Below are 25959 nucleotides of genomic sequence, written 5' to 3' on the forward strand. Positions count from 1 at the left end.
GTGTAGAGGACATGTCTTCTGACGACACAGACCACGACGAGCACGTGACCGACGACGACTTCGACGAACTCGACGACCGGTCGAGGCGGGACAGGGCCGTCGAAGGGTTCGACCAGGGCCTCGTCGACCTTCTCTCGTGGGTACTCGACACCGAGACCCGCGCAAAGATCTACGTCTTCCTGCAGAAGCGCCCCGGCAGCACGAGCGAGGAGATCGCCCAGGGCACCGGCCTGTACCCCTCCACCGTCCGCGAGGCGCTCGCCGAGCTCCACGACGAGGAGAAGGTCAACCGCGAGAAGCGCGAGAGCGCCGGCGCGGGCAACAACCCCTACGAGTACACGGCCATCCCGCCGAGCGAGCTCGTCGGCGGTGTCGTCGGGCAGGTCCAGGAGGAACTGAACACCGTGTTCAACCTCGACAAGGTGCTCGACGAGGAACGCCGGACCGGAGACGGCACGGCCGAGCCGGTCACCATCACCGTGGAGGAGGTCTCCGACGCCGACGAGGACGACGTCGACGAGGGCTCCGCGACCGACGACGGCCAGTCGGCCTCGGAGTAACCGCTTCCTTCGATACCCGGTAACCTGCGGTTTCGACTCTTTTATTGCACGGGCAGGCTTTGGCCCGTGCATGAAGGTCGCGCTGGGCGGGACGTTCGACCCGGTGCACGACGGACACCGTGCACTGTTCGAGCGAGCGTTCGAACTCGGTGACGTGACGGTCGGTCTCACGAGCGACGAGCTCGCCCCGAAGACCCGCAACGTCGACCGGTACGTCAGGCCCTACGACGAACGGAAGGCGGCCCTCGAACGCGAGCTGGAACGGCTCGCCGCGGCGCACGACCGCGAGTTCGAGGTGCGCGAGCTGACCGAACCGACCGGCATCGCCACGGAACCACAGTTCGACTACCTCGTCGTCTCCCCCGAGACCCGCGACGGTGGCGAGCTGGTCAACGAGGTCCGCCGCGAGCGCGGCCACGACCCGCTCACCGTCGAGGTCGTCGACCACGTGTACGCCGAGGACGGCGAAGTCATCTCGAGCACCCGCATCGTCCAGGGAGAGATCGACGAGCACGGCAACCTCACGCCCGACCGTGACGGTCGCGACGCCACCCGCTAACTACCAGGTGGGCGGCCGCAACCCCGCCGACTCGAGCACGTCCTTCCACCGTTGCTGGATGGACAGCCGCGATACGCCCGCAGCCTCGGCCACTTCGGTCTGGCTCCGGCCCTCGCTCGCGACGAGCGCGCCGGCGTAGAGGCTCGCCGCCATCGCCGGGCCCTTCGACCGGTCCGACTCCGGCACCGACGAGAGGAACATGTCGACCGCGTACGAGCGTGCGTCGGCGCTCAGGTCGAGGCGGTCGGCAGCGGCCTCCATCTCGGCCAGCCACTCCTCGTTCTCGACCTGGTCCCGTGCGCTGTACATGCCCGGTCGTAGCGCGTTCTCCTACATAAATGGCCTGTCGTCACAACCCGACAGGTTCTTACAGCCCTCGGGTGAAAATCCGTGCGAGCGCGGGTAGCCAAGCCAGGAAACGGCGCAGCGCTTAGGACGCTGTCCCGAAGGGGTCCGCCGGTTCAAATCCGGTCCCGCGCACTGAGCGAGGGAGCGTAGCGACTGAGCGAAGGAGCAGGACCGGATTCTGAACCAGGGAACGGAGCGAAGCGGAGTGACCGTGGTTCAAATCCGGTCCCGCGGACCGTGGTTCAAATCCGGTCCCGCGGACCGTAGTTCAAATCCGGACTCGCGCTTCGAACCCCCGACACCACCTGACTCCACGAAAACAAATTCCCCAAACATCTCTTAATATTCAAAATCGGGGCGGGATAAAATACGGAGTCGGCCAACAGGCATTAATATCCGAACGGCCATGTGCCGCGTATGAGAGGGCAACGGGGCGTATCGTCGGTGGTGGCGACGGTACTCCTCATCGCGGTGGTGCTGGTGGTGGCGGTGGCGGCGGCCAACTTCGCACTCAGTTTCGCGGACAGCACGCAGGAGCCGGCACCGCAGGTCCACGCGTCGATGGACCCCATCGAGGCAGGTGATGGCTACCTGAACATCACGAAGAACGGCGGCGACGAGCTCCGGATGTCCGAACTGGAGATACAGATCCGGAACGCGAGCGGCGGCGGGACGGTGCGGCTGGTGGACCTGCCGGCGTCGGGACCGCTGCAGCCCTCGAACTTCGAGGGCGACGCGGGCATGGTCGACAACGGGAGCGGTGTTATCGTGAACAGCCCCGCGAACGTCGAGTGGACCGCCGGCGACGAAATCGGCGTCCAGTTGCCGAACGCCAAGTCGGGCGACCGCATCGTCGTGCGCATCATCCACCCCGAGACGGACAGCATCGTGTGGGAGGACACCGTGACGGTGTCGTAGTTGACACATCGAACGGGGTGACCCCGCAAACCTTTTTCATACCGGCTTTGTTGTCTTTCCCAATGGCGAACATGGCAGCGTTGTTCGGCGAGATACTGTCGGACGTCGACACGGTGGTGCTCTTCTCACCGAGTGGGTCCTACTACGAGCGGTTCTCGGAGGAGGAGGACATCGACGTGCTCGTGGTCGGGACCGAGAACGCGGTCGGTGCCGACGCGTTCGTCGAGCTCCCGCTGGAGTTCGAGGAGATCGCCCAGCGGGTGCACTTCGGGCTGGAGGGCGCGCTGGAGGCGGGCTACATCGACGACGGCGACGTGTTGCTCTGCGCGACGAGCGTGTTCGAGGGGAGCATCGACACCGTCTCGCGGGTGCGCGCCGACGCGTCGGACCAGTCGGGCGTGTACGACCTGTTCTCGAGTTCGCGCGCGGACCCCGCTGTCATCAAGAACGTGCTCGAGCTGGCCGTCGAACTCGGAAAGAAGGGCCAGAAGGGCAAGCCGGTCGGCGCACTGTTCGTCGTCGGCGACGCGGGGAAGGTGATGAACAAGTCGCGGCCGCTGTCGTACAACCCGTTCGAGAAGTCCCACGTCCACGTCGGCGATCCCATCGTGAACGTGATGCTGAAGGAGTTCTCCCGGCTGGACGGCGCGTTCGTCATCTCCGACTCGGGGAAGATCGTCTCGGCGTACCGCTACCTGGAGCCGTCGGCCGAGGGCGTCGACATCCCGAAGGGGCTCGGTGCGCGGCACATGGCGGCCGGGGCCATCACCCGGGACACGAACGCGACGGCCATCGTGCTCTCGGAGAGCGACGGGCTGGTGCGGGCGTTCAAGAACGGCGAACTGCTGCTGGAGATCGACCCGGAGGACTACTGAGGATGAGCGCATTCGGTGCGCTGGTGTGGCTCTCACAGCAGACGAACGCGACGGCGGACGGGACCGCCGACGTGCCGACGTGGGAGGCCCTCATCAACGAACCGCTCGTCCGCGCCGCCGTCGTGCTGTTCCTCGGCATCGTGCTCGGTATCGTCGTCGGGAAGCTGAACCGCCGCCTACTGACGGCCGCGGGCGTGCCGGAGATGGTCGAGGGGACCCCGTTCGAGAGCAGTGCGCGCAGCCTCGGCAGCTCGACGGTCGACATCGTCGCACGGCTGAGCGCGTGGTTCACCTACGGTATCGCGGCGCTGGCGGCGGTCCACGTGGCAAACCTCGTCCGGACCGACCAGTTCTGGCTCGGCGTCGTCCGGTTCATCCCGGACGTGTTCGTCGCCGCGCTCGTGCTCATCGTCGGCTTCGTCGTCGCGGACAAGGCCGAACTCGTCGTCTCAGAGCGGTTGCGTGGCATCAAACTCCCGGAGGTCAACCTGCTCCCCCGGGTCGTGAAGTACAGCGTCATCTACATCGCGTTCCTCATCGCGCTCGCCCAGCTCGGCGTGCACATGCTCTCGTTGCTCGTGCTCTTTGCGGGCTACCTGTTCGCGCTCATCTTCCTCGGCGGGCTGGCGTTCCGCGACCTGCTCCGCTCCAGCGCGGCCGGCGTCTACCTGCTGCTCGACCAGCCGTACGGCATCGGCGACCAGATCGAGATCGACGGCCACGAGGGCGTCGTCCAGGAGGTCGACCTGTTCGTCACGCAGATCGAGTCCGAGGACCGCGAGTACATCGTCCCGAACCATCGCGTGTTCAAGACGGGTGTCGTCCGGGTACGGGAGTAGGGGCGTCGCCGTCGGGTTCTCCGCGCTCGCTCTCAGTCGTCCGCCAGCTCCTCGCTCGACATCGGCCGGGCCGGGACGCCGGCGACGGTCTCGTCCGGGGGCACGTCCTCCGTGACCAGCGAGTTCGCCGCCACCTGTGCGCCCTCGCCGATCTCGACGCCGGGGAGCACGATGGCACCCGCGCCGATCATCACGCGGTCGCCGAGGACGACGTCGCCGACGCGGTACTCCTCCTGCAGGAACTCGTGACAGAGCAGCGTCGCGTCGTAGCCGACGATGACGTGGTCGCCGAGCGTGATGTGCTCGGGCCAGAACACGTCCGGTGTCGCCTCCAATCCCCACGACACGCCCTCGCCGACGGTCACGCCGAGCCGGCGCAGTAGCCAGTTCTTCAGCCGGAGGCTGGGGGAGATGCGGACGAGCCAGACGAGGACGTAGTTGAACGCGACGCGCAGCGGCGACTTCGCGTCCGGCCAGTGCTGGAGGGAGTTCCGTGGGCCGGTCGTCGGGTGTCGCGTGACGCGCTCACGCCGTGGTTCGTCGCTCACGACCGGCCGTAGGTGGGCACCGTTCTTGAAACCGACCGGTTCACCCACCGGTCCAGAACGACCGCCGGAGCATGACGAGGATTGGGATGATCTCGATGCGGCCGACCCACATCACGAGCACCAGCACGAACTTCGTCGAGCGCGGGAACGCCTCGTAGCTGCCGAACGGCCCGGCCTGTCCGAACGCAGGGCCGATGTTGAGGAACATGGAGGCCGCGACAGAGAGCGCCTCGAGCTCGGTCACCTCGTGGCCGGCGCGGGCGCTGTTGACGACGACGAAGACGGAGGCGAGGCCGAAGCAGACCAGCGCGACGAGCGTGTAGGCGTACACGTCGCGGATGGTCTCCTCGTCGACCACGTCGCCGCTGAGGCGGACGGGCCGGACGGCGTTCGGCGAGGCGGCGACGAACAGGTCCCGTCGGAACGCCTTCAGCACGACCAGCCAGCGGACGGTCTTGATCGAGCAGGTCGTGCTGCCGGACATCCCGCCGACGAACATGCAGAGCAGGAGGATCTGTTTGGCCGGCGCGGACCAGAGCTCGAAGTCCGTGGAGGCGTAGCCCGTGGTCGTGACGATGGAGACGGTCTGGAAGATACCGTGGCGGAGCGTCTCCTCGGTGGAGCCGTCGAACTGGGTGTCGACGGCGAGCAGCGCGACCATGACCGTGGAGATGCCGACGAGTATCGCGAGGTAGAACCTGAACTCCTCGCTCTGACGGATGCGGCTCAGGTCACCACCCACGACCGTGTAGATGAGGACGAACGACGTCGCACCGACCGCCATGAACGGGATGACGGCCCACTGGACCGCCGGGGAGAACGCGCCGACGCTCTCGGCACGGGGCGAGAAACCGCTCGTCGAGACGGAGGTGAGCGCGTGGGCGATGGCGTCGAACGCGGTCATCTCCGGCGCGAACCCGGCGACGTGCAGCGCGTAGTAGGTGACCGCCGCGAGCGCCGTCAGGCCGATGTAGAGCGTCCAGATGAGCCGTGCAGTGCGTTCGATCTGGGGCGTGAGCTTCGTCACGTCCTGGGTCTGCGTCTCGGTCTCCATCAGCTGTGCACCACCGACACCGAGTCGCGAGAGCAGGGCGGTCGCGACGATGAGGATGCCGAGCCCGCCGAGCCACTGGATGACCTGCCGCCACAGGAGGACGGGCCGGGAGTGGGCGTCGAAGTCGGTGATGACGGTCGCGCCCGTCGTCGTGATGCCGCTCATGCTCTCGAACAGCGCGTCGACCGGGTCGGCGAACTGGCCGCTGCCCGCGAGGTAGAGCGGAATCGCGCCGATGACCGCGACGAGGAGCCACGCGAGCGCGACGAGGAGGAACGCCTCGCGGCTCAGGACGCGACGCTCGGTCGAGAGCCGCTCCATACCGACGCCGAGCACGCCAGCGATGCCGATGGCGACGAGGAAGGGGACGACGTCGGTGCCGTCGTAGAGGGCCAGTACCAGTGGAGCGGCGAGCGGGAGCGTCAGTATCTTGCAGATCGAGCCGACGACGCTACAGCTCGCACGCCAGTCGACGCGGACGCGCATTCGTTCCCCGACTCGGGCGGGGGGTGCCTCAATCTATCGCCGACGAGTGCGGGTTGCCGGTGCGTCCCACACCACCGTCGGTCACTCGGTGAGCTGCTCGACGTGGTCGATGCGACTCTGGACGAGCTCCTCGGTGCCGATGTCGTGGCGGACGTGGAACCCATCCTCGCCGGCGACGGCGAGGGCGTCCTCGGCGATGGCCTCGGCTTCGGCGATGGTGTCGGCGACACCGACGACGGCGAACGAGCGCGACGTGGTGGTGTACAGCCCGTCGTCGCGCTCGTCGACCGAGGCGTAGAACAGGAACGCGTCGCCGTCGTGGTCGGCCGCGGCGGCGGCCGCGCTCTCCTCGTCGACCTCGATTCGCGTGCCGGCCTGCGGCTCGGTCGGGTAGCCGTCGGGGACGGCGTACTTGCAGACCGTCGCGCGGGACTGGAAGTCGAGTTCGGGGATGCGCGAGCCGCCGTCGCGGGCACCGACGAGCACCTCGTAGAAGTCGGTGTTCAGGATGGGGAGCACGTTCATCGCCTCGGGGTCGCCGAATCGGGCGTTGAACTCGACGACCTTCACCCCGTCCTCGGTGAGCATGAACTGGCCGTAGAGGACGCCGCGGTAGTCCTCCAGCGCGTCGACGGTCGCCTCCAGGATCTGCAGCGCCTCGAAGCTGTGCAGCTCGGTCATGAACGGGAGCTGGAACCCGGCGTCGGTGTAGCTGCCCATGCCGCCGGTGTTCGGCCCTTCGTCGCCCTCGTAGGCGCGCTTGTGGTCCTGTACGGCGGGCGTGATGAGCACGTCGTCGCCGGCGACGAGCGCCTGCACGGTGAACTCCTCGCCGACGAGGCGCTCCTCGAGGACGACCTTCTCGTAGTCGGACCCGCGCAGGTACTCCTTCGCTTCCGCCTTCGTGATCTGGTCGCCCGTCACGCGGACGCCCTTGCCGCCGGTCAGCCCGGCGGGCTTGACCGCGAGGTCGCCGTCGTACTCGTCGATGTACTCGCAGGCCAGCTCCATGTCGGTGAAGATGGCGTAGTCCGGACAGCCGGGGATGCCCTCCGCCTCCATGAACTCCCGCTGGAACGACTTGTCCGTCTCGATGCGGGCGTCGGCCTGGCGCGGGCCGAACGCGTAGATGCCAGCGTCCTCCAGCGCGTCGACGACGCCCTCGGCGAGGGGCTTCTCCGGCCCGATGACTGCGAGCGTCGCGCCGACGGACTCGGCGTACTCGACCACGGCGTCGGTGTCGCTCGAATCGAGCGTCTCGAAGCCGTCGGTGAGGGCGGCGATGCCCGGGTTCCGGTTGCCGGCGCAGGCGTAGAACTCGAACTCGTCGCGTTCCTCGGAGCGGTCGAGCGCGTGTGCGATGGCGTGTTCGCGGCCGCCACCGCCGACCAGGAGCACGGTCTCTGTCATACGCGACATGGGTGGGCACGTCGATGTAAAGTTTGTCTTTCCTGCGGGCGTAGCTATACACGTACGTGGTGCAAGCCGGCCCGACGGGGTTGACTGGTCAGTGCTCGAGCGCGAGCGCCGCCCCGAGCGCCAGACCGAGGCTCACCCCGAGTGCGACACCCAGCGCGAGGTTCTCCAGCGCGACGCCGAGGCCGACACCGACTGCGACGCCGACCGCGATGCCGACGGCCAGCATCGACACGTCGAGGTCCGGACGCTCATCCGTCACTCGTGTCCCACCTTCATACCGTGCGAGGAGTCGGCACGGAACGGGAAGTACGCTCCGGTGGCCAGCAGCCGGACCCCCGGCCCACGGTCGGTCCGACTGGAGTCGGACCGTTTTACCCGTCGTCGGCCCAACGGTGAGGCATGAGCGACCCCACAGCCCGGAACCGACTCGACGAGGAGGCGTCGCCGTACCTGCGCCAGCACGCGGACAACCCCGTCAACTGGCAGCCGTGGGACGACGCCGCCCTCGACGCCGCGACGGAGCGCGACGTGCCAATCTTCCTCTCGGTCGGCTACTCGGCCTGTCACTGGTGTCACGTGATGGAGGAGGAGAGCTTCGAGGACGACGACGTCGCCGCCCTCCTCAACGAGCGCTTCGTCCCCGTGAAGGTCGACCGGGAGGAGCGTCCGGACCTGGATTCCATCTACCAGACCGTCTCGCAGCTGGTCTCCGGACGCGGGGGCTGGCCGCTCTCGGTCTGGCTCACGCCCGACGGGAAGCCGTTCTACGTCGGGACGTACTTCCCGCGCGAACCGCGCCGGAACATGCCCGGCTTCCGCGACCTCCTCGAGAACATCGCGACCTCGTGGGCTGATCCCGAGGACCGTCGGGAGATGGAGAACCGCGCCGAGCAGTGGACCCACGCCGCGAAGGACCAGCTGGAGGACGTGCCCTCCGCCGGAACGGACGCCCCGGACGAGACCCTGCTGACCGATGCCGCCGACGCCGTCCTCAGAGCCGCCGACCGCGAACACGGGGGCTTCGGCACCGGACAGAAGTTCCCCCAGGAGGCCCGGCTGCACCTGCTGCTGCGGGCGTACGACGAGACCGGCCGGGACACCTACCGCGACGTCGCCGTCCAGACGCTCGACGCGATGGCGAACGGCGGGCTGTACGACCACCTCGGCGGCGGCTTCCACCGCTACTGTACCGACCGCGACTGGACGGTCCCGCACTTCGAGAAGATGCTGTACGACAACGCCGAACTCCCCAGAGTCTTCCTCGCAGGCTACCAGCTCACCGGCGACGAACGCTACCGGACTGCCACCGAGGAGACCCTCGCGTTCGTCGAGCGCGAGCTGACCCACGACGACGGCGGCTTCTTCTCGACGCTCGACGCCCGCTCGCCCGACGATGACGGCGAAAGCGTGGAGGGCGCGTTCTACGTCTGGACGCCCGAGGAGGTCCGGGACGTGCTGGACGGGGGCGACGCCGACCTGTTCTGTGCTCGCTACGGCGTCACCGAATCGGGGAACTTCGAGCACGGACAGACCGTGCTGACCATCGACCGCGAGGTCGCGGCGCTGGCCGACGAGTACGACCTCGACCCGGTGACCGTCGAGGAACGGCTCGACGACGCCCGCGAGGCGCTGGTCGAGGCCCGGAGCGAGCGTCCGCGCCCGCGCCGCGACGAGAAGGTGCTCGCGGGCTGGAACGGCCTGATGGCGTCCGCGTTCGCCGAGGCCGCCATCGTGCTCGACCCCGCGTACGCCGACAACGCCGCGGACGCCCTCGGGTTCGTCCGCGAGCACCTCTGGGACCCCGAATCGGCGAGCCTCTCGCGTCGGTTCAAGGATGGTGACGTGAAGGGGGACGCGTTCCTCGAGGACTACGCGTTCCTCGCCCGCGGCGCGTTCGACACCTACCAGGCGACCGGCGAGCCGACCCACCTCGGCTTCGCGCTCGACCTCGCCCGTGCCATCGTCCGCGACTTCTGGGACGCCGGCGAGGGCACGGTCTTCTTTACGCCCCGCGACGGCGAGGCGCTGGTCGCCCGTCCGCAGGAGCTCCGGGACCAGTCCACCCCGTCGAGCCTCGGCGTCGCCCTCGACGTGCTGCTGTCGCTCGACGGCTTCGCACCGGACGACAGCTTCGACGAGGTGGTCGAGACGACGCTCGCGACGCACGGCACCCGCATCGAGACCAGCCCGCTGGAGTACCCCTCGCTCGCGCTCGTCGCGGACCGCTGGAGTTCGGGCGACGCCGAGCTGACGGTCGCCGCCGGAGCCGACGACCTGCCGTTGCCCGAGGCGTGGCGCGAGACGCTCGCGGGGACCTACCTCCCGCGGCGACTGCTCGCCCCGCGTCCGTCGACTGACGAGGAGCTGACCGACTGGCTCGGTACCCTCGGAGTCGATTCGGTACCGCCGGTCTGGGCAGACCGCGGGGCCCGCGACGGCGAGCCGACGGTGTACGCCTGCCGAGGCTTCGCCTGCTCACAGCCCCAGCACGACATCGAAGCAGCGTTCGACTGGTTCGAGAACTAAACGTCGTCTTCGAGCTGGTCGGCCAGCCAGACCGCGATGGGGCGGTCCTCCTCCTCGACGAACCGGGCCAGCTCCGTGCCGGTCTCGCGGTCCTCGACGACGACCGTCGGGATGTACTCGATGCCGTACTCCTCCACGCCGGGGCCGACCTTCTCGCCGCCCTCGCGCTCGACCGGGTAGTGCTCGACGTGTGCGACCTCGCCCGCATCGAGTGCCGCGCCGAAGTCCGGCAGCTGGCTCCGGCAGTCCTTGCACCAGTCGCCGCCCCAGACCTTGACGACGACGCGGTCGGCGAGCGCCTCCCAGACCGCCAGCGTCTCGTCGTAGGCGTCGGGTGCCCACGCGGGGTTCGGCCGCATCGTCTCCAGTTCTGCCTCGCTCATACCCGGCCTACCCCGCCGACGGCCAAAACGCTCCCGCTCCTCGCATGGGTTGCCGATGTTCGGGAGTCCCCGGCCACATCTGCCGCCGCCGGCCGCCCCTTACGCCTCGCCGCCGTACCGTCGTGCATGAAACGGAGCATACTGGACGCCATCGGCTCGCCACTGGTGCAGGTGACCTCGCCACCGGGCGCGACGGTCGCCGCCAAGGTCGAGTCGTTCAACCCCGGCGGCTCCGCCAAGGACCGACCCGCCCGCGAGATGGTCCTCGACGCCGAGCGACGGGGGGAGATCGAACCCGGCGACAGTCTCGTCGAGCCGACGAGCGGGAACACCGGTATCGGCATCGCGATGGTCGGCGCGGCGCGCGGCTACGACGTCACCATCGTCATGCCGGAGGGGATGTCCGAGGAGCGGAAGGGCATCCTCAGAGCCTACGGGGCCGACATCGAACTCGTGGACGGCGGGATGGTCGACGCGAAAGAACGCGCGGACCAGATCGAGGCGGAGACCGGCGCGTTCCAGCTCCGGCAGTTCGAGAACCCCGCCAACCCCCGGGCGCACTACCGGACGACCGCCGAGGAGATTATCGAGCAGGTCGACGGCCGCGAGATAGACGCCTTCGTCGCCGGCATCGGCACCGGCGGTACCATCTCGGGCAACGCCCGACGGCTGAAGGAGGAGTTCCCCGACATGCGCGTCGTCGGCGTCGAACCCGAGGACAACGCCGTCCTGACGACGGGCGAGGCCGGCGAGGACGACTTCCAGGGGATGGGCCCCGGCTTCGTCAGCGAGAACCTCGACCGCGACCTGCTCGACGAGGTCCGCACCGTGAACTTCGACGAGGCGGAGGCCGAATGTCGTCGTCTCGCCCGCGAGGAGGGCATCTTCGTCGGCCAGTCCTCCGGCGCGTCGTCGCTGAAGGCGCGGGAGGTCGCGGCCGAGATCGCCGAACCGGCGGCGGACTGCCCGGCGTCGGGTCGGGACGCCGTGGTCCCGGGCGGCGTCGAGACCGACGGTGGCGATTACACGGACTGCCCGCTCGTCGTCACGGTGTTCTGGGACTCCGGCGAACGGTACATGTCCGCCGGGACGTTCGACTGAATCAGTCCTCCACCGTCTCCTCGTCGGCCGGCGACGGTACCCGTTCACGCAGGAACCCCAGCAGCGTCGCGTCGAACTTCTCGGGATGCTCCCGCGTCGGCCAGTGGCCGCAGTCCTCGAACACCACCAGCTCCGAGTCGGGAATCAGCTCGTGGGCCCGCCGAGCCCACGACACGGGGAACAGGGGGTCGGACTCGCCGTGGACGAGCAGCGTCGGGACCCCGACCTCGCCGAGCCTGTCGGCGAAGTTGGTCCGGGCGCGGCCGTCGGGGGTGATCTCGTTGCGCTGGAAGGCGGTGAACGCCCGGCCGGCACCGCGCTGGCTGGCGCGCTCGTTGACCGCGTCGACGAACGCCGCGTCCAGCGTCGACGGGTCGTGGACGACGTTCGCGAGGCCGGTGACGGTCGCGGCTCTGGAGCTCCCGAGCATCGACCAGCCCGTCGCGTTCGCGCCGGGGACGTTGGCCAGCGCGTACAGCATCGGGCCGCCGGGGACCCGCCCGCCAAGTCCGTAGCTGTCGACGAGGCCGAGCGCGCGGACGCGGTCGGGGTTGTCGAGCGTGTAGCCCAGCGCGACCGCGCCACCCATGGAGATGCCGACGAGGGCGAACTCGTCGAGGCCCACCGACTCGACGAACCCCTCGAACACCTTCCGGTAGGTGTCGATGGACGGGTCGCCCTCCGCTGGATCGCTGTCGCCGTAGCCCGGCCAGTCGGGGGCGTACACCTGGTACTCCTCGGCGAGCGTCTCGACGGTGTGTCGCCAGGAGAGGTCGGCGTCGTCGACGCCGGCACCGTGGAGGAGCACGACCGGTGGGCCCTCGGTGCCGGCACGGCGGTAGTGGATTCGCAGGCCGTCGACGCGGGCGACGCCGTGGCCCGTCATCCGGCGAACTCCTCCTCGCTGACGCGGACGACCATCGTCTCCTCGACTTCGGGTCGGAGGTCGTACGTCGGTAGCTCGCCGTCGACGCGCTGGGCGAACAGCGGCTCGACGGGTTCCGGGGGGCCCTCCTCGGGTTCGAGCAGGCCGTACAGCTTGCAGAACTGGTCCGTGTCTGCGGGGGCGACGGCGTCGTTGCGGACCTGCGTGGCGAGCCCGCGCGAGAGCCACTCCTCGTCGTCGACGCTCGGTTCGCGGACCAGGACCTCGTCGACGAAGCGGACGATGTACCAGTCGAGGTCGTTCAACAGCGAGACGGCGGCCCCCAGGCTCACGGTGCGGAGCGCCAGCGAGTTCTCGTATGGCTCCCAGAGGTCGTACGTCGACAGGGCCTCGCGGGCGGTCTCCCGCGAGAGCAGCTCGTACCGGAGGACCACGTCGGACGAGCCGATGAGACAGACGTCGGTCACTGCAGAGCCGTTCGGTCCCCGTGGGTATGTGGATTTCGCTCGCGGGGGTTCAGAAGGACAGTCGCTCGGCCCGGTCGACGGCCGCACGGGCGCGCTCGCCGAGGTCGTCGGGCTCCTCGCGCACGATCGTCTCGACCGAGCCGTGGGTCTCCGGCTGGTCGGGGACGACCCGGTTGCAGCCCGCCGGCACCGTCGAGTCGACGAACGTGCCGATGTCGCGGGACTGCGAGACGATGTCCTGCTTGTCCCGCGAGAACAGCGGCCGGTGCACCGGCAGGTCGATGGCCTGGGACGTGACCGCCATGTTCCGGGCGGTCTGACTCGATTTCTGTCCCAGCGCCTCGCCCGTGACGACGCCGACCGCGCCCGTCTCTTCGGCGACGGCCGCGCCGACCAGGAGCAGGAACCGGCGGAACGCGAGCATCCGGCCGGTGCCCATCGTGTCGACGAGCTCGTCGACCACGTCGCCCCCGGGGACGCGCCACAGCTCGAACTCCTCGTCGGGGATGTACGCGGCGAGCGTCCGGACGGTCTCGACGGCCCGCGCCTCGTGGTCCGCGCCGCCGTACTCGCCGAGGTCGACGTAGACCGGCACGACGGGACTCCCCCGACACATCGCCTCGAAGGCGGCGACCGGCGAGTCGATGCCGCCGCTGACGAGCGCGACGAGCGGGTCCTGCGTGCCGTAGGGGAGTCCGCCGGGGCCGTCGTGCCGGTCGCAGAAGACGAACGCCTCGCCCTCGCGGAGGTCGACCTCGAGGACGAGGTCGGGGCTGTCGAGATCGACCGCGGGCTCGAACTCGTCCTCGACGGCCTCCCAGACGGCCTGCCCGCCGGAGCGTTCGAGGTCCTCGCTGGTGTACGGCAGCGACTTGTCGGCGCGGTTGACGCTCACGGCGAACGTGCCGCCATCGTACACCGTGGACGCCGCCTCGGCCAGCGCGTCCTCGATGGCGTCGCGCTCCGGCGGAACCGTCACGGCCGCGCTCGTGGAGACGACGCCGAATGCGCGTGCGGCGACCTCGGCGGCCAGCTCCGCCTCGTCGCTCACGCCCCGGACGACGGGACGTGACCAGCGACGGTCGACCTCGGCCGGGATGCCTTCGGTCGCGAGCAGCGACTCGACGTGGTCCAGCAACCGGTGCTCCATGCGGCGCTTGACCCGGGTGCTCTTGACGTTCAGGTCGCCGTGTCTGACGAGGACGGCGTCGGCACCGGGGAGATGCATGGTCGCCGATAGCCAGTCGACGTATAAACCGCCGTCGGAGCGTGACGGGTGGCGGAACGGTGCCCGGATTCAGAAGGTGGTCAGCTCGCCGTCGATGACGCGGCGGGTTATCCCGGTGACGTTGCCCAGCTCGCGGTCGACGATGGCGGTCACGTCGCCCTCGATGTCGCCGACGTCGACGCCCTCCGCGGTGACGACGTGTGCGTCGGCGACGTGGGGCTGGTCGATGGGACGACCGATCTGGGAGAGCAGCCGGACCCGCAGGTCGCGGATACCGTCGACCTCGTCGACGACCGACTCGGCGATCTCCGTCGAGAGCAGGTTGTAGATCTTCCCGATGTGGTTGACGGGGTTCTTGCCGGAGGTCGCCTCCATGGACATCGACCGGTTCGGCGTGATGAGCCCGTTCGCGCGGTTGCCGCGGCCGACGGATCCGTCGTCACCCTGCTCGGCTGAGGTGCCCGTCGTCGTGAGGTAGATGGCACCCTCCTCGTAGTCGTCGGCCGTGTTGACGTGGACGTCGACGGTGCGGTCCGTGATCTCGTGGGCGACGTCGGTGACGAACTCGCGGATGCCCTCGACCTCGTCGACGTAGTCGTCCATCCCCTCGACGTAGCTGTCGACGATGGCGGCGGCGACCGTGATCTCGACGTCGTCGCCCTCGCGCTTGCCCATGATCTTGATGTCCTGGCCGACGGCGGGGTTTTCGGCGGCGTAGGCCCCGTTGAGGCGCTGCTCGGCCTCGAGGACGATGCGCTCGGTCTCGGTCAGCGGCGCGTGGCCGACGCCGAAGGAGGTGTCGTTGGCCATCGGGACCGTCGCGCCCTCCTCGGAGAAGACCTCCTGCAGGTCGCCCGAGCCCTCGCCCAGTTTAACGTCGACGACGATGTCGGTGCCGAACTCCATCTCGGGGAAGTGCTCGGCGAGGTAGTCGCGGGCGGCCCGGAGCGCGACGGTGTCGGTCGGGATGTTGTACTCGGTGCCGTCCTCGTCGACGTAGTGCTTCGTTGCGCGGCCGACGATGAGGAGATAGATCGGCTCGATGATCTCGCCGCCGCCGAAGGCAGGAGCCGCAGAACCGGCGACGAGCTGGGTCTCGTCGGTGTTGTAGTGGAGGACCTTGCCGACGCGGTCGAGGTACGTCCGGGCGAGCGCCTGCGAGACGCTCTCGGCGATGCCGTCGCAGATGGAGTCGGGGTGTCCGAGCCCCTTTCGCTCCACGATCTCGACCTCCTGGTCCTCGACCGCGTACCGGTCGATGGGTTCCACGCGAATATTGCGCTCTGTCATTGCTCCGAGTTGAGCAGGCCCGGTTCTATAACTTGCGAAACGAATCACCGTCGGAGAGATGCGCCACAGTAATCTCCCGCGTCAGGAATCGAGCAAGAGACCCAGGTACGAGGTCCGGATACCGTCGTCGGCGTCAAGGCCGAGGGAGGCGAGCACGTCGACCGCCCCGTCACGTGCCTCCTCGATGTCCGCCGCATCGACCGCCGTCTCGACCTCCACGAACTCGCCGAGTCCGTCCACCTCGTCGAGCGTGACGGTGTAGCCCGAGAGCGCGAACCGACGGCGGCGCTTCCGCACCGTCGCCGCGGGTTCGAAGCCCAAGCCGTCCAGGATGCCCTCCATGGCGTCGCGCTCGGCGACCGCCGTCTCGAACTCCTCGCGGGTCTTCGAGCGCTCGTCGACGAGCGGCCCCTTGTAGGTGACCTTCGTCGTCCCGTCGTCCGTGTCCCAGTCGAAGCCGGCGGCGTCGTCTCCAGTTTCACCGGCCAGCGGGACCTCCTGTCGGATGCGCAGCGCCTCGTCGGTCTCCGCGAAGTTCCGGTGGGGGGCATCGTAGTATACGTCGGTCTGACCGACGGCGTCGGCCGGTTCGGCGTCGCGTTCGGCCAGTCGCCGCCGGACAGCGTCGTGGTCGGCACGGACCTTCAGTTCGACCTCGTACATGGCTGTCCCCTCGCCCACGGGGGACAAAAGGCCACCCGACTCCACGCGGCTACTCGCGGGTCCAAAACGTGGTTCTTAAATGCCGCGTGGGAGACGTTCATTGTATGACCGATGACCAAGAGGCCGAGACGGCCGACAACGAGGAAGAGACACCGGACGTCGAGGACGAGTCCGAGACGACCCAGGAGGAAGTGACCGGACTGCAGGATGGCGACTTCGTCGAGCTCGACTACACCGCCCGCACCGTCGAGAGCGAGCGCCTCGTCGACACGACCGACCCCGAGGTCGCCGAGGAGGAGGGCATCGAGGAGGACCGCGAGTTCGAACCGCGCGTCATCGTCCTCGGCGAGGGCCACATGTTCGACCAGGTCGAGGAGGAGCTCCGCGGCAAGGAGGTCGGCGACTCCGGCAGCGTCGTCATCCCCGCGGTCGACGCCTTCGGCGAGTACGACGACGAGCAGGTCCGCACCGTCAGCGTCGAGAAGCTCCCCGAGGACTCCCGACGCCCCGGTTCGCAGGTCCAGGTCGACGGCGAGCAGGGCTTCGTCAACGCCGTCATCGGCGGCCGCGCCCGCGTCGACTTCAACCACCCGCTCGCGGGTGACGACATCGAGTACGACTACGAGATCGCCGGCATCGTCGACGACCGCGTCGAGAAGGCCCAGGGCCTGATGGAGATGATGTTCGACGTCGACCTCGACATGTGGTTCGAGACGGACGAGGTCGAGGAGGAGGTCCAGGTCGAGTCCGACGACGACGACGACGAGGACGCAGAGCCCGAGTTCGAGACCCAGACCGTCGAGAAGGAGACGCTGTACATCGAGTCCGACCCGCAGCTGCAGATGAACCAGCAGTGGATGTTCGGCAAGCAGCAGATCGCACAGCAGCTCATGCAGCACCTCGACATCGACCGCGTCATCGTCCAGGAGACCATCTCCGGCGGTATGGGCGGCATGATGGGCGGTATGGGCGGCATGATGGGCGGCATGGGCGGCGGCGGCGGTGCCGACGCGGCCGACATCGAGGAGGCCCTCGAGGAGGCCGACATCGACGCCGACGACATCGAAGCCGACCTCGAGGAGTAAGGACCCCGAGACGGAACGACTTTTGCGACCCCGTTTCTGCACGACGCCATGGACGAACAGCGACGCGTCGCCGCGTTCCTCGCGACGCACGACATGGAGACGGAGCCGGCGTACCGACTGCTGGACCTCAGCAGCGAACTCGGCGAGCTGGCGAAGGAGGTCTGCACGTCGACGGACTACGGCCACAGACCGGACGACGTGACTGTCCCCGAGGACGAGCTGGGGGACGTGCTGTTCGCGCTGCTGGCGCTCGCCGAGGAGCTGGACGTCGACGCGGGCACGGCGCTCGAATCGTCGCTCGCGAAGTACGAGCGCAGAATCGAAGAGACGGGAGACGCGGGCTCGGGCCGGTAGTTACCGCCGGTACCAGTCCATCAGCGTGTCGAACACCAGCTTCGCGTCGCCGAGACGGAGCATCTTCGCCAGCTCGAGCTTGTTCCCCTGGTTCGCCTCCGTGAGGTCGTCGGCCGACATCCGCGAGAGGTCGTCCATCAGGTCGTCGTAGCGCTCGTTGGAGGCGCGGTACAGCAGCTCGGTCATGAACAGCCGTGTCTTGACCTTCGGTGCGACGCGCTCGTGCCAGAGCTGGTCGTAGATCGCCATCTCGGAGGCGCTGGTGTCGCGCTCGCTGTGGGTCAGCACCCGGTCGGCGACCGCCGCGGCGGCACGGCCGGAGCGCATGCACTTGTCGATGCCCTCGCCCCAGAGCGGGTCGACCGTCGGGACGGTGTCGCCGATGGCCATGAAGCTGTCCGTGCTCATCTTCCCGGGGAGCTGGATGTGCGCGGAGCCGCGGTGCTGCTCGCCCTCGATGCGCGTTGCGTCCTGCAGGCGCGGGTCCTTCTCCTGCCAGTACGAGAGGTAGTCGTCGACGCTGAAGCCGTCCTTCGCGTTCTCCTGATGGGCGGCGTTCTGGATGTAGCAGACGCCGACCTTCGCGGTGTCGCCGCCGGTGTGGAAGATCCACGAGTAGCCGCCGGGCGCGAGGTCGTGGTCGAGCCGCAGCATCATCGCGTCGGTCAGGTCGGCGTAGCCGCCCGCGTTCACGTCGACGCCCTCCATCTCGAACTCGACGCCGATGGCCTGCCGCTCGCGCTTCAGGTCGACCACGTCGAGCGCCTTCGCCAGCGGCGCGCTCGGGCCGGTCGCGTCGATGATGACGTCGCCGTACACCTCCTCGTCGCCGTTGTAGCGCACGCCCACCGGCTCGCCGCCCTCGAGGATGGGCTTCGAGACGCGGGCGTCGAAGATGTACTCCGCGCCGTCGTCGCGGGAGTCCTCGACCAGCCAGTTCTTGTAGTCGGCGAACTCGAGTACGGCACCGGGCTGGTGGCGCGTGTAGTAGTGGTTCGGCGACTCCAGCACCACCTCGTCGGTGAAGTTCATCACGACCTCGTCCGGGATGTTGAAGTCGGACATCGTCGACGGGAACGTCCCGGCGGTCGACTTGTTGCTCCGGGTCGGGAACTCGTCTTCTCCCTCCGTCTCAAGGACGACCACGTCGTACCCCCGTGCGGCGAGGTCCCGGGCGGCCTGCCCACCAGCGGGCCCGGCACCGGCGATGACCGCGTCGTATGTTTCAGTCATGGTAGAGTAGACAGCGTCGCAGTGTTCGGTGAACGCCGTTACCCCTACATACGAATCCGGAGTGTAATTCTTTCTGATTCGTGTCCGTCGGGGGGAACGAGCCAACGGGGGAACGGAGCGGCCTACGCGATGTCGCGGCTGGTGTCGATGGCGACCTCGTCCGCCAGCTCCAGCTTGACGGTCTCGACGAGCGCGGTACCGCCGCGGAACTTCGGGATGGACAGGCGGTTCTCCATCTCCGCACCCCGGACCTGCGTCTCCAGGGCGAACACCACGTCGGCCATGTGCTTCGTCGTGTCCCGGTTCGTCGGGATGTGGTGGCCGTCGAGGCAGTGCAGGAACGCGATGGAGCCGGTGTTGACCATGTGCGTCTGGAGCTCGGTCATGAAGCTCCGGTAGCGGTTCCGGTCGCCGCGCTCCAGCACGTCCGCGGTGTCGATGATGAGGTTCGCGCCCTCCGGGAGCGCACGGATGAGTCGGTTCGCCTGGTCGAGCGGCTCGGAGCCGGAGATGTCGCGCACCGTCGGCGAGCCCACCGGCGCGTTCGTGTTCTCGATGGCGTCGCGGACGGCCTGGTCGGACCGTTCGGTGGTGAGGTAGAGCGTCCCCCGGGCGGCGGTCAGCTCGTAGAGCAGTAGCTCGGACTGGCTCGCCGGAGAGGCCGTGAACGCGACGATGGAGCCCGGGGGGAGCCCACCGTTCAGCTTCCGGTCTAGAACGTCGATTCCTGTCTCTAACCGCCCGGCCATGTACGTGACCCGTTAGCCGGCCGTGCCTAAATAACTGTTTGCCTCCGGAGGCGTTCCGCGACGCGGTCGTAGGCGTGCCACACCGCTGGATTCGAGAGCGGGTCGGTCGCGGCCGGGACCGTGCCGAGGACCGACGTCCCCAGGAACTGCTCGACGCCGTCGGGCTGTTCGTGGGTGCCGACGAGCACGACGCCGACGACGCTCACACCCAGCTCCCGGGCGATGGCCCCGGTCTTGGCGGCGTCGCGGAGCGCCTGCGGCGTCCCGTCGGCGACGAGGAGCGCGTCGTCCGCCACCCGCAGCGGGGCGACGGCGTCCGGTCCCGCACCGGCGGGTGTGTCGACGACGGTCGGACGGTCCCGGAGCCGGCCCAGCGCCGCCGAGACGGCTGACTTGTCGGCCGAAGGGGGTGCAGCGACGACCCTGACCCCCGGGATCGTCGCGACGGGCTGTTCGGGCACGCCATCGCCGTCGAGCACCGCGGCGAGGGACGGGTCGCGCTCACAGCCCGCGAGCGCGTGGAGGTCGGGCATCTCGCAGTCGGTGTCGACCGCACGGACCGGGCGGCCCTCGCTGGCGAGCGCCCCCGCCAGCCCGAGCGTCGTCGTCGTCTTCCCCACGCCTCCCTTGCCACCGGCGACTGCGAGCATGCCGTCTCTGCCCCCGGCATCGTACTTGAACCCCGGCGTCGCGACCGAAACCAGTTTGTCGCCGCCAGCCGTGGCTCGGGGCGTGTACGTCCACGTCAACGCCGCGACGAGCGCGGACGGCAAGCTCGCGTCGCGGGAGCGCAGCCAACTCCGCATCAGCGGCTCCGCGGACTTCGACCGGGTCGACGCCAGCAGGGCCGAGAGCGACGCCGTCGCGGTCGGCGTCGGCACCGTCCTCGCCGACGATCCGTCGCTGACGGTCAAGGACCAGGACCGCGTCGCCGACCGGGAGGCGGACGGGCTGTCCCCGCACCCGGCCCGCGTGGTGTTCGACTCCCGAGGCCGGACGCCGTCCGACGCCGTCATCCTCGACGACGTGGCGACCACGTACGTCCTCGTCGCCGAGGCAGCACCGGCGGAGCGACGGGAGTCACTCGCCGCGGCCGGTGCGGAGGTCGTCGTCGCCGGCACCGACCGGGTGGACCCCGCCGCCGGGCTCGACGCGCTCGCCGACCGTGGGGTCGAGCGACTCATGGTCGAGGGCGGCGGCGAGCTCATCTTCTCGCTGTTCGAGGCCGGACTGGTCGACGAGCTCACCGTCTACGTCGGCGCGATGGTCGTCGGCGGTCGCGACGCACCCACGCTCGCCGACGGCGATGGGTTCGTCGAGTCCTTCCCCGCGCTGTCGTTGTCGGGCGTCGACCGACTCGACGACGGCGTCCTGCTCCGGTGGACGGTCGAGAGCCGGCCAGGCTGACGGCACGAGTATTCGATACCGGCCGTGCTCGTGACTGATGCGATCACGCTGTCGTGAGAACGCGCGTCAGAAGTGGACCGTCGCCTCAGTGCTGGTGGCCGGTCGCCTCGCCGAAGGTGACGCCGAAGCGCTCCTCGAACAGCTCCATCGCCTTGCCCTCGGCCGCGTCGATCTCCGGGCTGCCGCCCTCGCCGTGGTGTGCGAGGTGGTGGGCACGGGAGGCGAAGGAGAGCAGTGTGATGTCGGCGACGACCTCGGCGGGCGACTGGCCCTGCTCGGCGAGCATGTCGATGAGGTCGGCGGGGAGCTCGACCTCGTCTGCGTCGTCCTCGGATTCGATGGCGAACGTGATTGTCTCGACGTCGTCTGACATAGTTCGGGATTCGTTGGCAGGCATAAACCTCTGTGGGTTCAATGCTCGGAGACGGTCCGACGCGCGCCGTGACGCACGTCGAGGTCCTCGAAGACGAACCGTGCACCGCCCGCGTCGCTCTCTGTCACCGAGACGGTCCAGCCGTGCCCCTCGGCGACCGTCTCGACGATGGCCAGCCCGAAGCCAGTGCCGTCCTCGCTCGTCGTGAACCCGCGGTCGAACACCGACGTCCGCTCGTCGGCCGGGATGCCGGGGCCGTCGTCCGAGACCGCGAAGCCGTCCCCGGTCGGTTCGACGGTCACGGTGACGTCGTCACGGCCGTGCTCGACGCTGTTGCGGAACAGGTTCTCGAACACCGTCTGGAGCCGCTCCGGGTCGGCGTGGACGGTCGCGTCGTCGTCGACGACCAGCGTCGCGTCACCCGTCGGCAGGGACCGCCACGCCCGCGTCGCCGTCTGGACCAGCGACACCTGCTCGGGCTCGCCGACCGCCAGTCCCTCCCGGGCCAGTGTCAGCACCTCGTCGATGAGCCGGTCCATCCGTTCGACCGCCCGGTCGACGTTGTCCAGGTAGCTCGTGTCGCCGGTCTCGCGGGCCAGCTCGACGTTGCCCGAGATGATAGACAGCGGTCCGCGGAGGTCGTGACTGACGACGCCCGTGAACTGGTCGAGCCGCTCGTTGCGGCGCTCCAGCTCTCGGTGCTTGCTCGCCCGGTCGAGCGCCACGCCGACGTTCCGTGCGAGCAGCGTGAGCAGTTCGACCGTCTCCTCGCCGACGTCGCCTGCGTGTGGGACCGACGTGCCGAGCAGTCCGTACTCGCCGACCGGCACGAGCAGCACCGACGAGAGCGGGAGATCCGGGAACGCACGGTCCGGCTGCGAGGAGTAGTCCCGGACGAGCGACCGCTCACCGGATTCGAACGTCCTCATCTCGAGGGTGTCCGGCGGAATCGGCCGCATCTCGAGGTCCTCGGAGCCGGCGAGCACTCGGGCCGCGTCGCTGCCGGCGACCGGGACGAGGTCCTCGGTGTCCTCCGACGCCAGCCAGAGCGTGACGAACGGCTGGTCGAAGACGCACTTGGCCACGTCGATGGCCGTCTTCGCGATGACGCTCGTCCGTTCGGTCGCGAACAGGTCCTGTGTCGCCTCGTTCAGCGCCGCGAGGCGGTCCTCGTGGGAGCGCCGTCGGTCGCCCTCCCGGACGACGACGACCGTCTCGCCGGTCGTCGACCGGACGAACGTGAGCTGGTACTCCCGCTCACCACAGTCAGTATTGTCGAACTCACGGACGGTCCCGAACCAGCGCCCGCTGCACTCGACCGCGCTCAACCCGTCGGCGACGCAGTCGTGGTGGCTCGACGGTAGGCACTGCCGCCACGGCTCGTCGAGCAGTTCGGCCGGGTCGTCGTAGCCGTAGAGGCTCGCGTACTCGCCGTTCGCGAAGACGTGGCGTTCGCGCTCGTCCAACACCGCGACGCCCACCCTGATCGACGAGCGGACCCCATCCCCACTGGCGTCCATTCGAACGTGTAGACTCGTCGAAGCAATATAAAACCGCTAGCGGAGCATCCAGGGTTCAGTCGTCCGCTTCGGCGGCCGTCTCCGCCGTCGCGTCGACCGCCGTCGCGTGGTCCTCGAGGTAGTCGTCGGCGTCGAGCGCCGCCTTGCAGCCCATGCCGGCCGCGGTGACGGCCTGCTGGTAGTGGTAGTCCACGACGTCGCCCGCTCCGAAGATGCCCTCGACGCCGGTCTCGGTCTGGCCGCCCCCGAAGCCGCCGACGGTCTTGAGGTAGCCCTCCTCGTCCATCTCGACGCCGGTGCCCTCAAGGTAGCCCGTGTTCGGCGTGTGCCCGATGGCGTAGAACACCGCCCCGACGTCCTTCGCGTACTCCCGGGTGTCCGGGTCGTCGAGCTTCCCGGTCGGGTGGCCCTCGGGGTTCTCGACCAGGGTCACGTGGTCGACGCCCTCCTCCTGGCTGCCGTGGATCTCCGTGAGCTCGGTGTTCCAGAGGATCTCGACGTCGCCGGCCTCGACCTTGTCCATGATGCGGTCGATCCAGACGTCCTCGGCACGGAACTCGTCGCGCCGGTGGGCGATGTAGACGGTGTCGGCGAACTTGGTGAGGAAGTTCGCCTCCTCCATCGCGGCGTCGCCGCCGCCGACGACGAGCATGTCCTCGTCGCGGAAGAACGCGCCGTCGCAGGTCGCACAGGTGGAGAGGCCGTACCCCATCATCGTGTCCTCGCCGGGGACACCGAGCGTGCGGGCGGACGCGCCGGACGCCGCGATGACCGCGTCGGCGGTGTAGACGTCGCCGTCGGTGAGCTCGACGCGGAACGGGCGCGAGGAGGCGTCGACGTCCGCGATGATGCCGTTCCGGGTGTCGGCACCGAACTTCTTCGCCTGCTCTTTCATGTTGTTGATGAGGTCCGGCCCGGAGATGCCCTCGGGGAAGCCGGGGTAGTTCTCCACGTCGGTCGTCAGGGTGAGCTGTCCACCCGGCTCGTCGCCCTCGACGACGAGGGGTTCGTTGTTCGACCGGGCGGCGTAGATGGCCGCCGTGAGGCCGGCGATACCGGTGCCGGCGATGAGCAGCTTGCGGTGCTCGACGACGTCGTCGCGCGGGTCGGGGCCTCCCTCGGCCACGTCCTCGCCGCCGTCGGTCGCCTCGGCCAGCCCGAGCAGCTCGTCCAGCTCGCCGGTCTCGTCGAGCGCCGAGGTGTCGTCCCAGCCGCCGACGAGCTTGTCGTCGACGAACACCTCGGGGGCGGTCTTTCTCCCCTCGGCGCGCTCGACCATCTCGTCGAACAGCTCCTCGTCGCCGGTCACGTTGTACTCCTCGTACTCGACGCCCTTCTCGTCGAAGAGGTCCTTCGCCTTCTCGCAGTACGGGCAGTTCTCCTTCGTGTATATCTCTACGTGCGGCGCGTCTGTCATGGACAAAGATACTCCTCGTAGGTGTTTTATATTTGCGTTGTCCGACGCTCCTGTTGCACACCCGGCATGTGATGACGAACCACGGAGGGCACCAATCGTTTTAACCGGTCCCGCCGGGAACCACCGGGTAATGACCCTGCACGTGACGAACACGTTGACGGGCGAGAAGGAGCCGTTCGAGCCGACCGACCCCGACGACGTCCTCCTCTACTACTGCGGGCTGACGGTCTCGGACCCGGCGCACCTCGGCCACGCACGTGGCTGGGTCCACGTCGACGTGATGCACCGCTGGCTGACACACCTGGGCTACGACGTGCGCCACGTCGAGAACTTCACCGACGTGAACGAGAAGATCGTGGCCCGGGCGGGCGACCCCGAGCTCGGCGCGGACGAGGCGGCGGTCGCCGAGCACTACATCGCCGAGGTGCTGCGCGACATGCGCGGGCTGAACCTCAAACGAGCAGAGGTGTACCCGCGGGTCTCCGAGTCAATCCCGAAGATCGTCGCCCTCGTCGAGACGCTGGTCGAGGAGGGGTACGCCTACGAGGCGAACGGCTCGGTGTACTTCGACGTGACGGCGTTCGAGGAGTACGGCAAGCTCTCGAACCAGCGCGTCGAGGAGATCGAGGAGCAGGGCGACCCCGACGAGCTGGGCGAGAAGCGCCACCCGGCGGACTTCGCGCTCTGGAAGGCCGACGGCGTCGCCCCGGACGCCGTCCACGAGCACCGGAAGGCCGACCACCCGGGCGACGACGGCGAGACGCCGACCGGCCAGACCTGGGACTCGCCGTGGGGCGAGGGGCGACCCGGCTGGCACATCGAGTGCTCCGCGATGGCGATGACGCACCTCGACTCGACCATCGACATCCACGTCGGCGGGCAGGACCTCGTCTTCCCCCACCACGAGAACGAGATCGCCCAGTCCGAGGCGGCGACCGGCAAGCAGTTCTCGAAGTACTGGCTGCACGTCCGCCTGCTGGAGACGAAGGCCGAGAAGATGTCCTCCAGCCTCGGCAACTTCACGACCGTCGGCGACGCGCTCGAGTCGGAGGGTGCGAACGTCGTCCGGATGTTCCTGCTCTCGACGGCGTACCACAACGAGGCCGTCTACAGCGACGAGACGCTGGCCGAGGCCCGGGAACGCTGGGACAGACTCGAACGCGGCTACCGGACGGCGGTCGGGGCCTGCGACTCGGTCGACGCCCGGACCACCGTGGACGACCGCGACCTGCGGAACACCGTCGAGCGCGCCCGCCGGGAGTTCACCGAGGGGATGAACGACGACTTCAACACGCGCGAGGCGACGACGGCGCTGCTCGAACTCGTCGGTGCGGTGAACCGGCACGTCGACGACCGCGAGACGTACGACTACCGCGGGCTCCGGATGGCGGTCGAGACGTTCGAGGAGCTCGGCGGCGACGTGCTCGGCTTCCAGTTCCGCGAGGAGACCGACGGGAGTGCCGAGGTCGCCGGCGAGCTGGTCGAACTCGTCCTCTCGGTCCGCGAGGCCGAGCGCGAGGCGGGCAACTACGAGCGTGCCGACGAGCTCCGCGACGAGCTGGAGGCCCTCGGCGTCACGGTCGAGGATACGGACGACGGCGCGACGTTCCGGCTCTGACGCCCTCGGTGCGTTGCCACGCCATTTAAGCTCCCGTACCGACTGGTGTCGCC

At 68.8% G+C, this 25959-nt stretch carries 28 protein-coding genes and 1 tRNA gene; 12 read left to right on the top strand and 17 right to left on the bottom strand.

The window, feature by feature from the left end:
* Positions 1–11 precede the first annotated feature (11 nt).
* Both NO345_RS13385 and NO345_RS13390 read left to right on the top strand, forming a co-directional pair.
* The gene (locus NO345_RS13385; protein ID WP_256299978.1) at positions 12–560 is read left to right on the top strand and encodes a helix-turn-helix domain-containing protein; all 549 of its coding nucleotides are present in this window, start codon (positions 12–14) and stop codon (positions 558–560) included.
* A 70-nt stretch (positions 561–630) separates the two neighbouring features.
* Positions 631–1119 carry a phosphopantetheine adenylyltransferase gene (locus tag NO345_RS13390; RefSeq protein WP_256299979.1) on the top strand — a complete coding sequence of 163 codons (489 nt, stop codon included), beginning with the start codon at positions 631–633 and terminating at the stop codon, positions 1117–1119.
* On the opposite strand, the gene NO345_RS13395 is transcribed toward NO345_RS13390, so the two are convergent.
* Positions 1120–1428 carry a cyclin family protein gene (locus NO345_RS13395; RefSeq protein WP_256299980.1) on the bottom strand — a complete coding sequence of 103 codons (309 nt, stop codon included), beginning with the start codon at positions 1426–1428 and terminating at the stop codon, positions 1120–1122.
* Positions 1429–1515: 87 nt separating this feature from the next.
* Here NO345_RS13395 and NO345_RS13400 point away from each other — a divergent pair.
* The 4 genes from NO345_RS13400 to NO345_RS13415 all read left to right on the top strand — a co-directional run bounded on the left by NO345_RS13400 (position 1516) and on the right by NO345_RS13415 (position 4099).
* A tRNA-Leu gene (locus NO345_RS13400) sits at positions 1516–1599 on the top strand.
* 285 nt (positions 1600–1884) lie between these two features.
* Complete coding sequence (locus NO345_RS13405; RefSeq protein ID WP_256299981.1) at positions 1885–2385, top strand: type IV pilin domain-containing protein; 501 nt, start codon at positions 1885–1887, stop codon at positions 2383–2385.
* 62 nt (positions 2386–2447) lie between these two features.
* Entirely contained in the window at positions 2448–3260 is an 813-nt protein-coding gene (dacZ, locus tag NO345_RS13410; protein WP_256299982.1) for a diadenylate cyclase DacZ, read from the top strand.
* 2 nt (positions 3261–3262) lie between these two features.
* Positions 3263–4099, top strand: a complete 837-nt coding sequence (locus NO345_RS13415; RefSeq protein ID WP_256299983.1) for a mechanosensitive ion channel domain-containing protein — start codon at positions 3263–3265, stop codon at positions 4097–4099.
* Between the two features lie 32 nt (positions 4100–4131).
* Here NO345_RS13415 and NO345_RS13420 read toward each other — a convergent pair whose 3' ends face one another.
* From NO345_RS13420 to NO345_RS13435, 4 genes are all read right to left on the bottom strand, one after another.
* On the bottom strand, positions 4132–4647 hold the full coding sequence (locus tag NO345_RS13420) for an acyltransferase (protein WP_256299984.1): 516 nt from the start codon (positions 4645–4647) through the stop codon (positions 4132–4134).
* A 40-nt stretch (positions 4648–4687) separates the two neighbouring features.
* Entirely contained in the window at positions 4688–6187 is a 1500-nt protein-coding gene (locus NO345_RS13425) for a TrkH family potassium uptake protein (protein WP_256299985.1), read from the bottom strand.
* 81 nt (positions 6188–6268) lie between these two features.
* Positions 6269–7597, bottom strand: a complete 1329-nt coding sequence (purD, locus tag NO345_RS13430; RefSeq protein ID WP_256299986.1) for a phosphoribosylamine--glycine ligase — start codon at positions 7595–7597, stop codon at positions 6269–6271.
* 97 nt (positions 7598–7694) lie between these two features.
* Entirely contained in the window at positions 7695–7865 is a 171-nt protein-coding gene (locus tag NO345_RS13435; RefSeq protein ID WP_256299988.1) for a glycine zipper domain-containing protein, read from the bottom strand.
* A 140-nt stretch (positions 7866–8005) separates the two neighbouring features.
* On the opposite strand from NO345_RS13435, the gene NO345_RS13440 reads away from it, so the two are divergent.
* On the top strand, positions 8006–10132 hold the full coding sequence (locus NO345_RS13440; protein ID WP_256299990.1) for a thioredoxin domain-containing protein: 2127 nt from the start codon (positions 8006–8008) through the stop codon (positions 10130–10132).
* Here the strand turns inward: NO345_RS13440 and NO345_RS13445 are convergent.
* Positions 10129–10515, bottom strand: coding sequence for a TlpA family protein disulfide reductase (locus NO345_RS13445; protein WP_256299991.1), 387 nt, complete (start codon positions 10513–10515; stop codon positions 10129–10131). The two genes, NO345_RS13440 and NO345_RS13445, sit on opposite strands and share 4 nt — an antisense overlap.
* Positions 10516–10641: 126 nt before the next feature.
* Here NO345_RS13445 and NO345_RS13450 point away from each other — a divergent pair, with 126 nt between their 5' ends.
* Positions 10642–11616, top strand: coding sequence for a PLP-dependent cysteine synthase family protein (locus tag NO345_RS13450; RefSeq protein ID WP_256299993.1), 975 nt, complete (start codon positions 10642–10644; stop codon positions 11614–11616).
* Position 11617: 1 nt separating this feature from the next.
* Here the strand turns inward: NO345_RS13450 and NO345_RS13455 are convergent, their stop codons facing one another.
* From NO345_RS13455 to cyaB, 5 genes are all read right to left on the bottom strand, one after another.
* Positions 11618–12502: an alpha/beta fold hydrolase gene (locus NO345_RS13455; protein ID WP_256299995.1), complete on the bottom strand. Its 885-nt coding sequence runs from the start codon at positions 12500–12502 to the stop codon at positions 11618–11620.
* Positions 12499–12969 (bottom strand): DUF5804 family protein, encoded by a 471-nt coding sequence (locus NO345_RS13460; RefSeq protein ID WP_256299997.1) that lies wholly within the window; start codon positions 12967–12969, stop codon positions 12499–12501. Before NO345_RS13460 ends, NO345_RS13455 begins: the two co-directional genes overlap by 4 nt.
* A 49-nt stretch (positions 12970–13018) precedes the next feature.
* Positions 13019–14197 carry a tRNA sulfurtransferase gene (locus tag NO345_RS13465; RefSeq protein WP_256299999.1) on the bottom strand — a complete coding sequence of 393 codons (1179 nt, stop codon included), beginning with the start codon at positions 14195–14197 and terminating at the stop codon, positions 13019–13021.
* Between the two features lie 69 nt (positions 14198–14266).
* Positions 14267–15487: a methionine adenosyltransferase gene (locus NO345_RS13470; protein ID WP_256300001.1), complete on the bottom strand. Its 1221-nt coding sequence runs from the start codon at positions 15485–15487 to the stop codon at positions 14267–14269.
* Positions 15488–15568: 81 nt separating this feature from the next.
* The gene (gene cyaB / locus NO345_RS13475) at positions 15569–16150 is read right to left on the bottom strand and encodes a class IV adenylate cyclase (protein ID WP_256300003.1); all 582 of its coding nucleotides are present in this window, start codon (positions 16148–16150) and stop codon (positions 15569–15571) included.
* A 104-nt stretch (positions 16151–16254) separates the two neighbouring features.
* Between cyaB and NO345_RS13480 the strand changes: the two genes are divergently transcribed.
* Positions 16255–17235, top strand: a complete 981-nt coding sequence (locus NO345_RS13480; protein ID WP_256300005.1) for an FKBP-type peptidyl-prolyl cis-trans isomerase — start codon at positions 16255–16257, stop codon at positions 17233–17235.
* 48 nt (positions 17236–17283) lie between these two features.
* Complete coding sequence (locus NO345_RS13485) at positions 17284–17589, top strand: MazG nucleotide pyrophosphohydrolase domain-containing protein (protein ID WP_256300007.1); 306 nt, start codon at positions 17284–17286, stop codon at positions 17587–17589.
* On the opposite strand, the gene NO345_RS13490 is transcribed toward NO345_RS13485, so the two are convergent.
* From NO345_RS13490 to NO345_RS13500, 3 genes are all read right to left on the bottom strand, one after another.
* Complete coding sequence (locus NO345_RS13490; RefSeq protein ID WP_256300009.1) at positions 17590–18822, bottom strand: digeranylgeranylglycerophospholipid reductase; 1233 nt, start codon at positions 18820–18822, stop codon at positions 17590–17592.
* Between the two features lie 122 nt (positions 18823–18944).
* Positions 18945–19571 carry an RAD55 family ATPase gene (locus tag NO345_RS13495; RefSeq protein WP_256300011.1) on the bottom strand — a complete coding sequence of 209 codons (627 nt, stop codon included), beginning with the start codon at positions 19569–19571 and terminating at the stop codon, positions 18945–18947.
* 26 nt (positions 19572–19597) lie between these two features.
* A complete protein-coding gene (locus NO345_RS13500; RefSeq protein ID WP_256300013.1) occupies positions 19598–20221 on the bottom strand; it encodes a MinD/ParA family ATP-binding protein in 624 nt (207 codons plus the stop codon).
* Positions 20222–20303: 82 nt separating this feature from the next.
* Between NO345_RS13500 and NO345_RS13505 the strand changes: the two genes are divergently transcribed.
* Complete coding sequence (locus tag NO345_RS13505; RefSeq protein WP_256300015.1) at positions 20304–20978, top strand: 2,5-diamino-6-(ribosylamino)-4(3H)-pyrimidinone 5'-phosphate reductase; 675 nt, start codon at positions 20304–20306, stop codon at positions 20976–20978.
* Positions 20979–21063: 85 nt separating this feature from the next.
* On the opposite strand, the gene NO345_RS13510 is transcribed toward NO345_RS13505, so the two are convergent.
* From NO345_RS13510 to grxC, 3 genes are read right to left on the bottom strand one after another with little or no spacing between them, the layout of a single operon-like run.
* On the bottom strand, positions 21064–21351 hold the full coding sequence (locus NO345_RS13510) for a DUF7545 family protein (protein WP_256300017.1): 288 nt from the start codon (positions 21349–21351) through the stop codon (positions 21064–21066).
* A 38-nt stretch (positions 21352–21389) separates the two neighbouring features.
* Positions 21390–22871 (bottom strand): sensor histidine kinase, encoded by a 1482-nt coding sequence (locus NO345_RS13515; protein WP_256300019.1) that lies wholly within the window; start codon positions 22869–22871, stop codon positions 21390–21392.
* A 55-nt stretch (positions 22872–22926) separates the two neighbouring features.
* Entirely contained in the window at positions 22927–24288 is a 1362-nt protein-coding gene (grxC, locus tag NO345_RS13520) for a glutaredoxin 3 (protein ID WP_256300020.1), read from the bottom strand.
* 130 nt (positions 24289–24418) lie between these two features.
* Between grxC and cysS the strand changes: the two genes are divergently transcribed.
* Positions 24419–25906 (top strand): cysteine--tRNA ligase, encoded by a 1488-nt coding sequence (cysS, locus tag NO345_RS13525; protein ID WP_256300021.1) that lies wholly within the window; start codon positions 24419–24421, stop codon positions 25904–25906.
* Positions 25907–25959 lie beyond the last annotated feature (53 nt).

The organism is Haloarchaeobius salinus (assembly GCF_024464185.1).
GTDB lineage: Archaea > Halobacteriota > Halobacteria > Halobacteriales > Natrialbaceae > Haloarchaeobius > Haloarchaeobius salinus.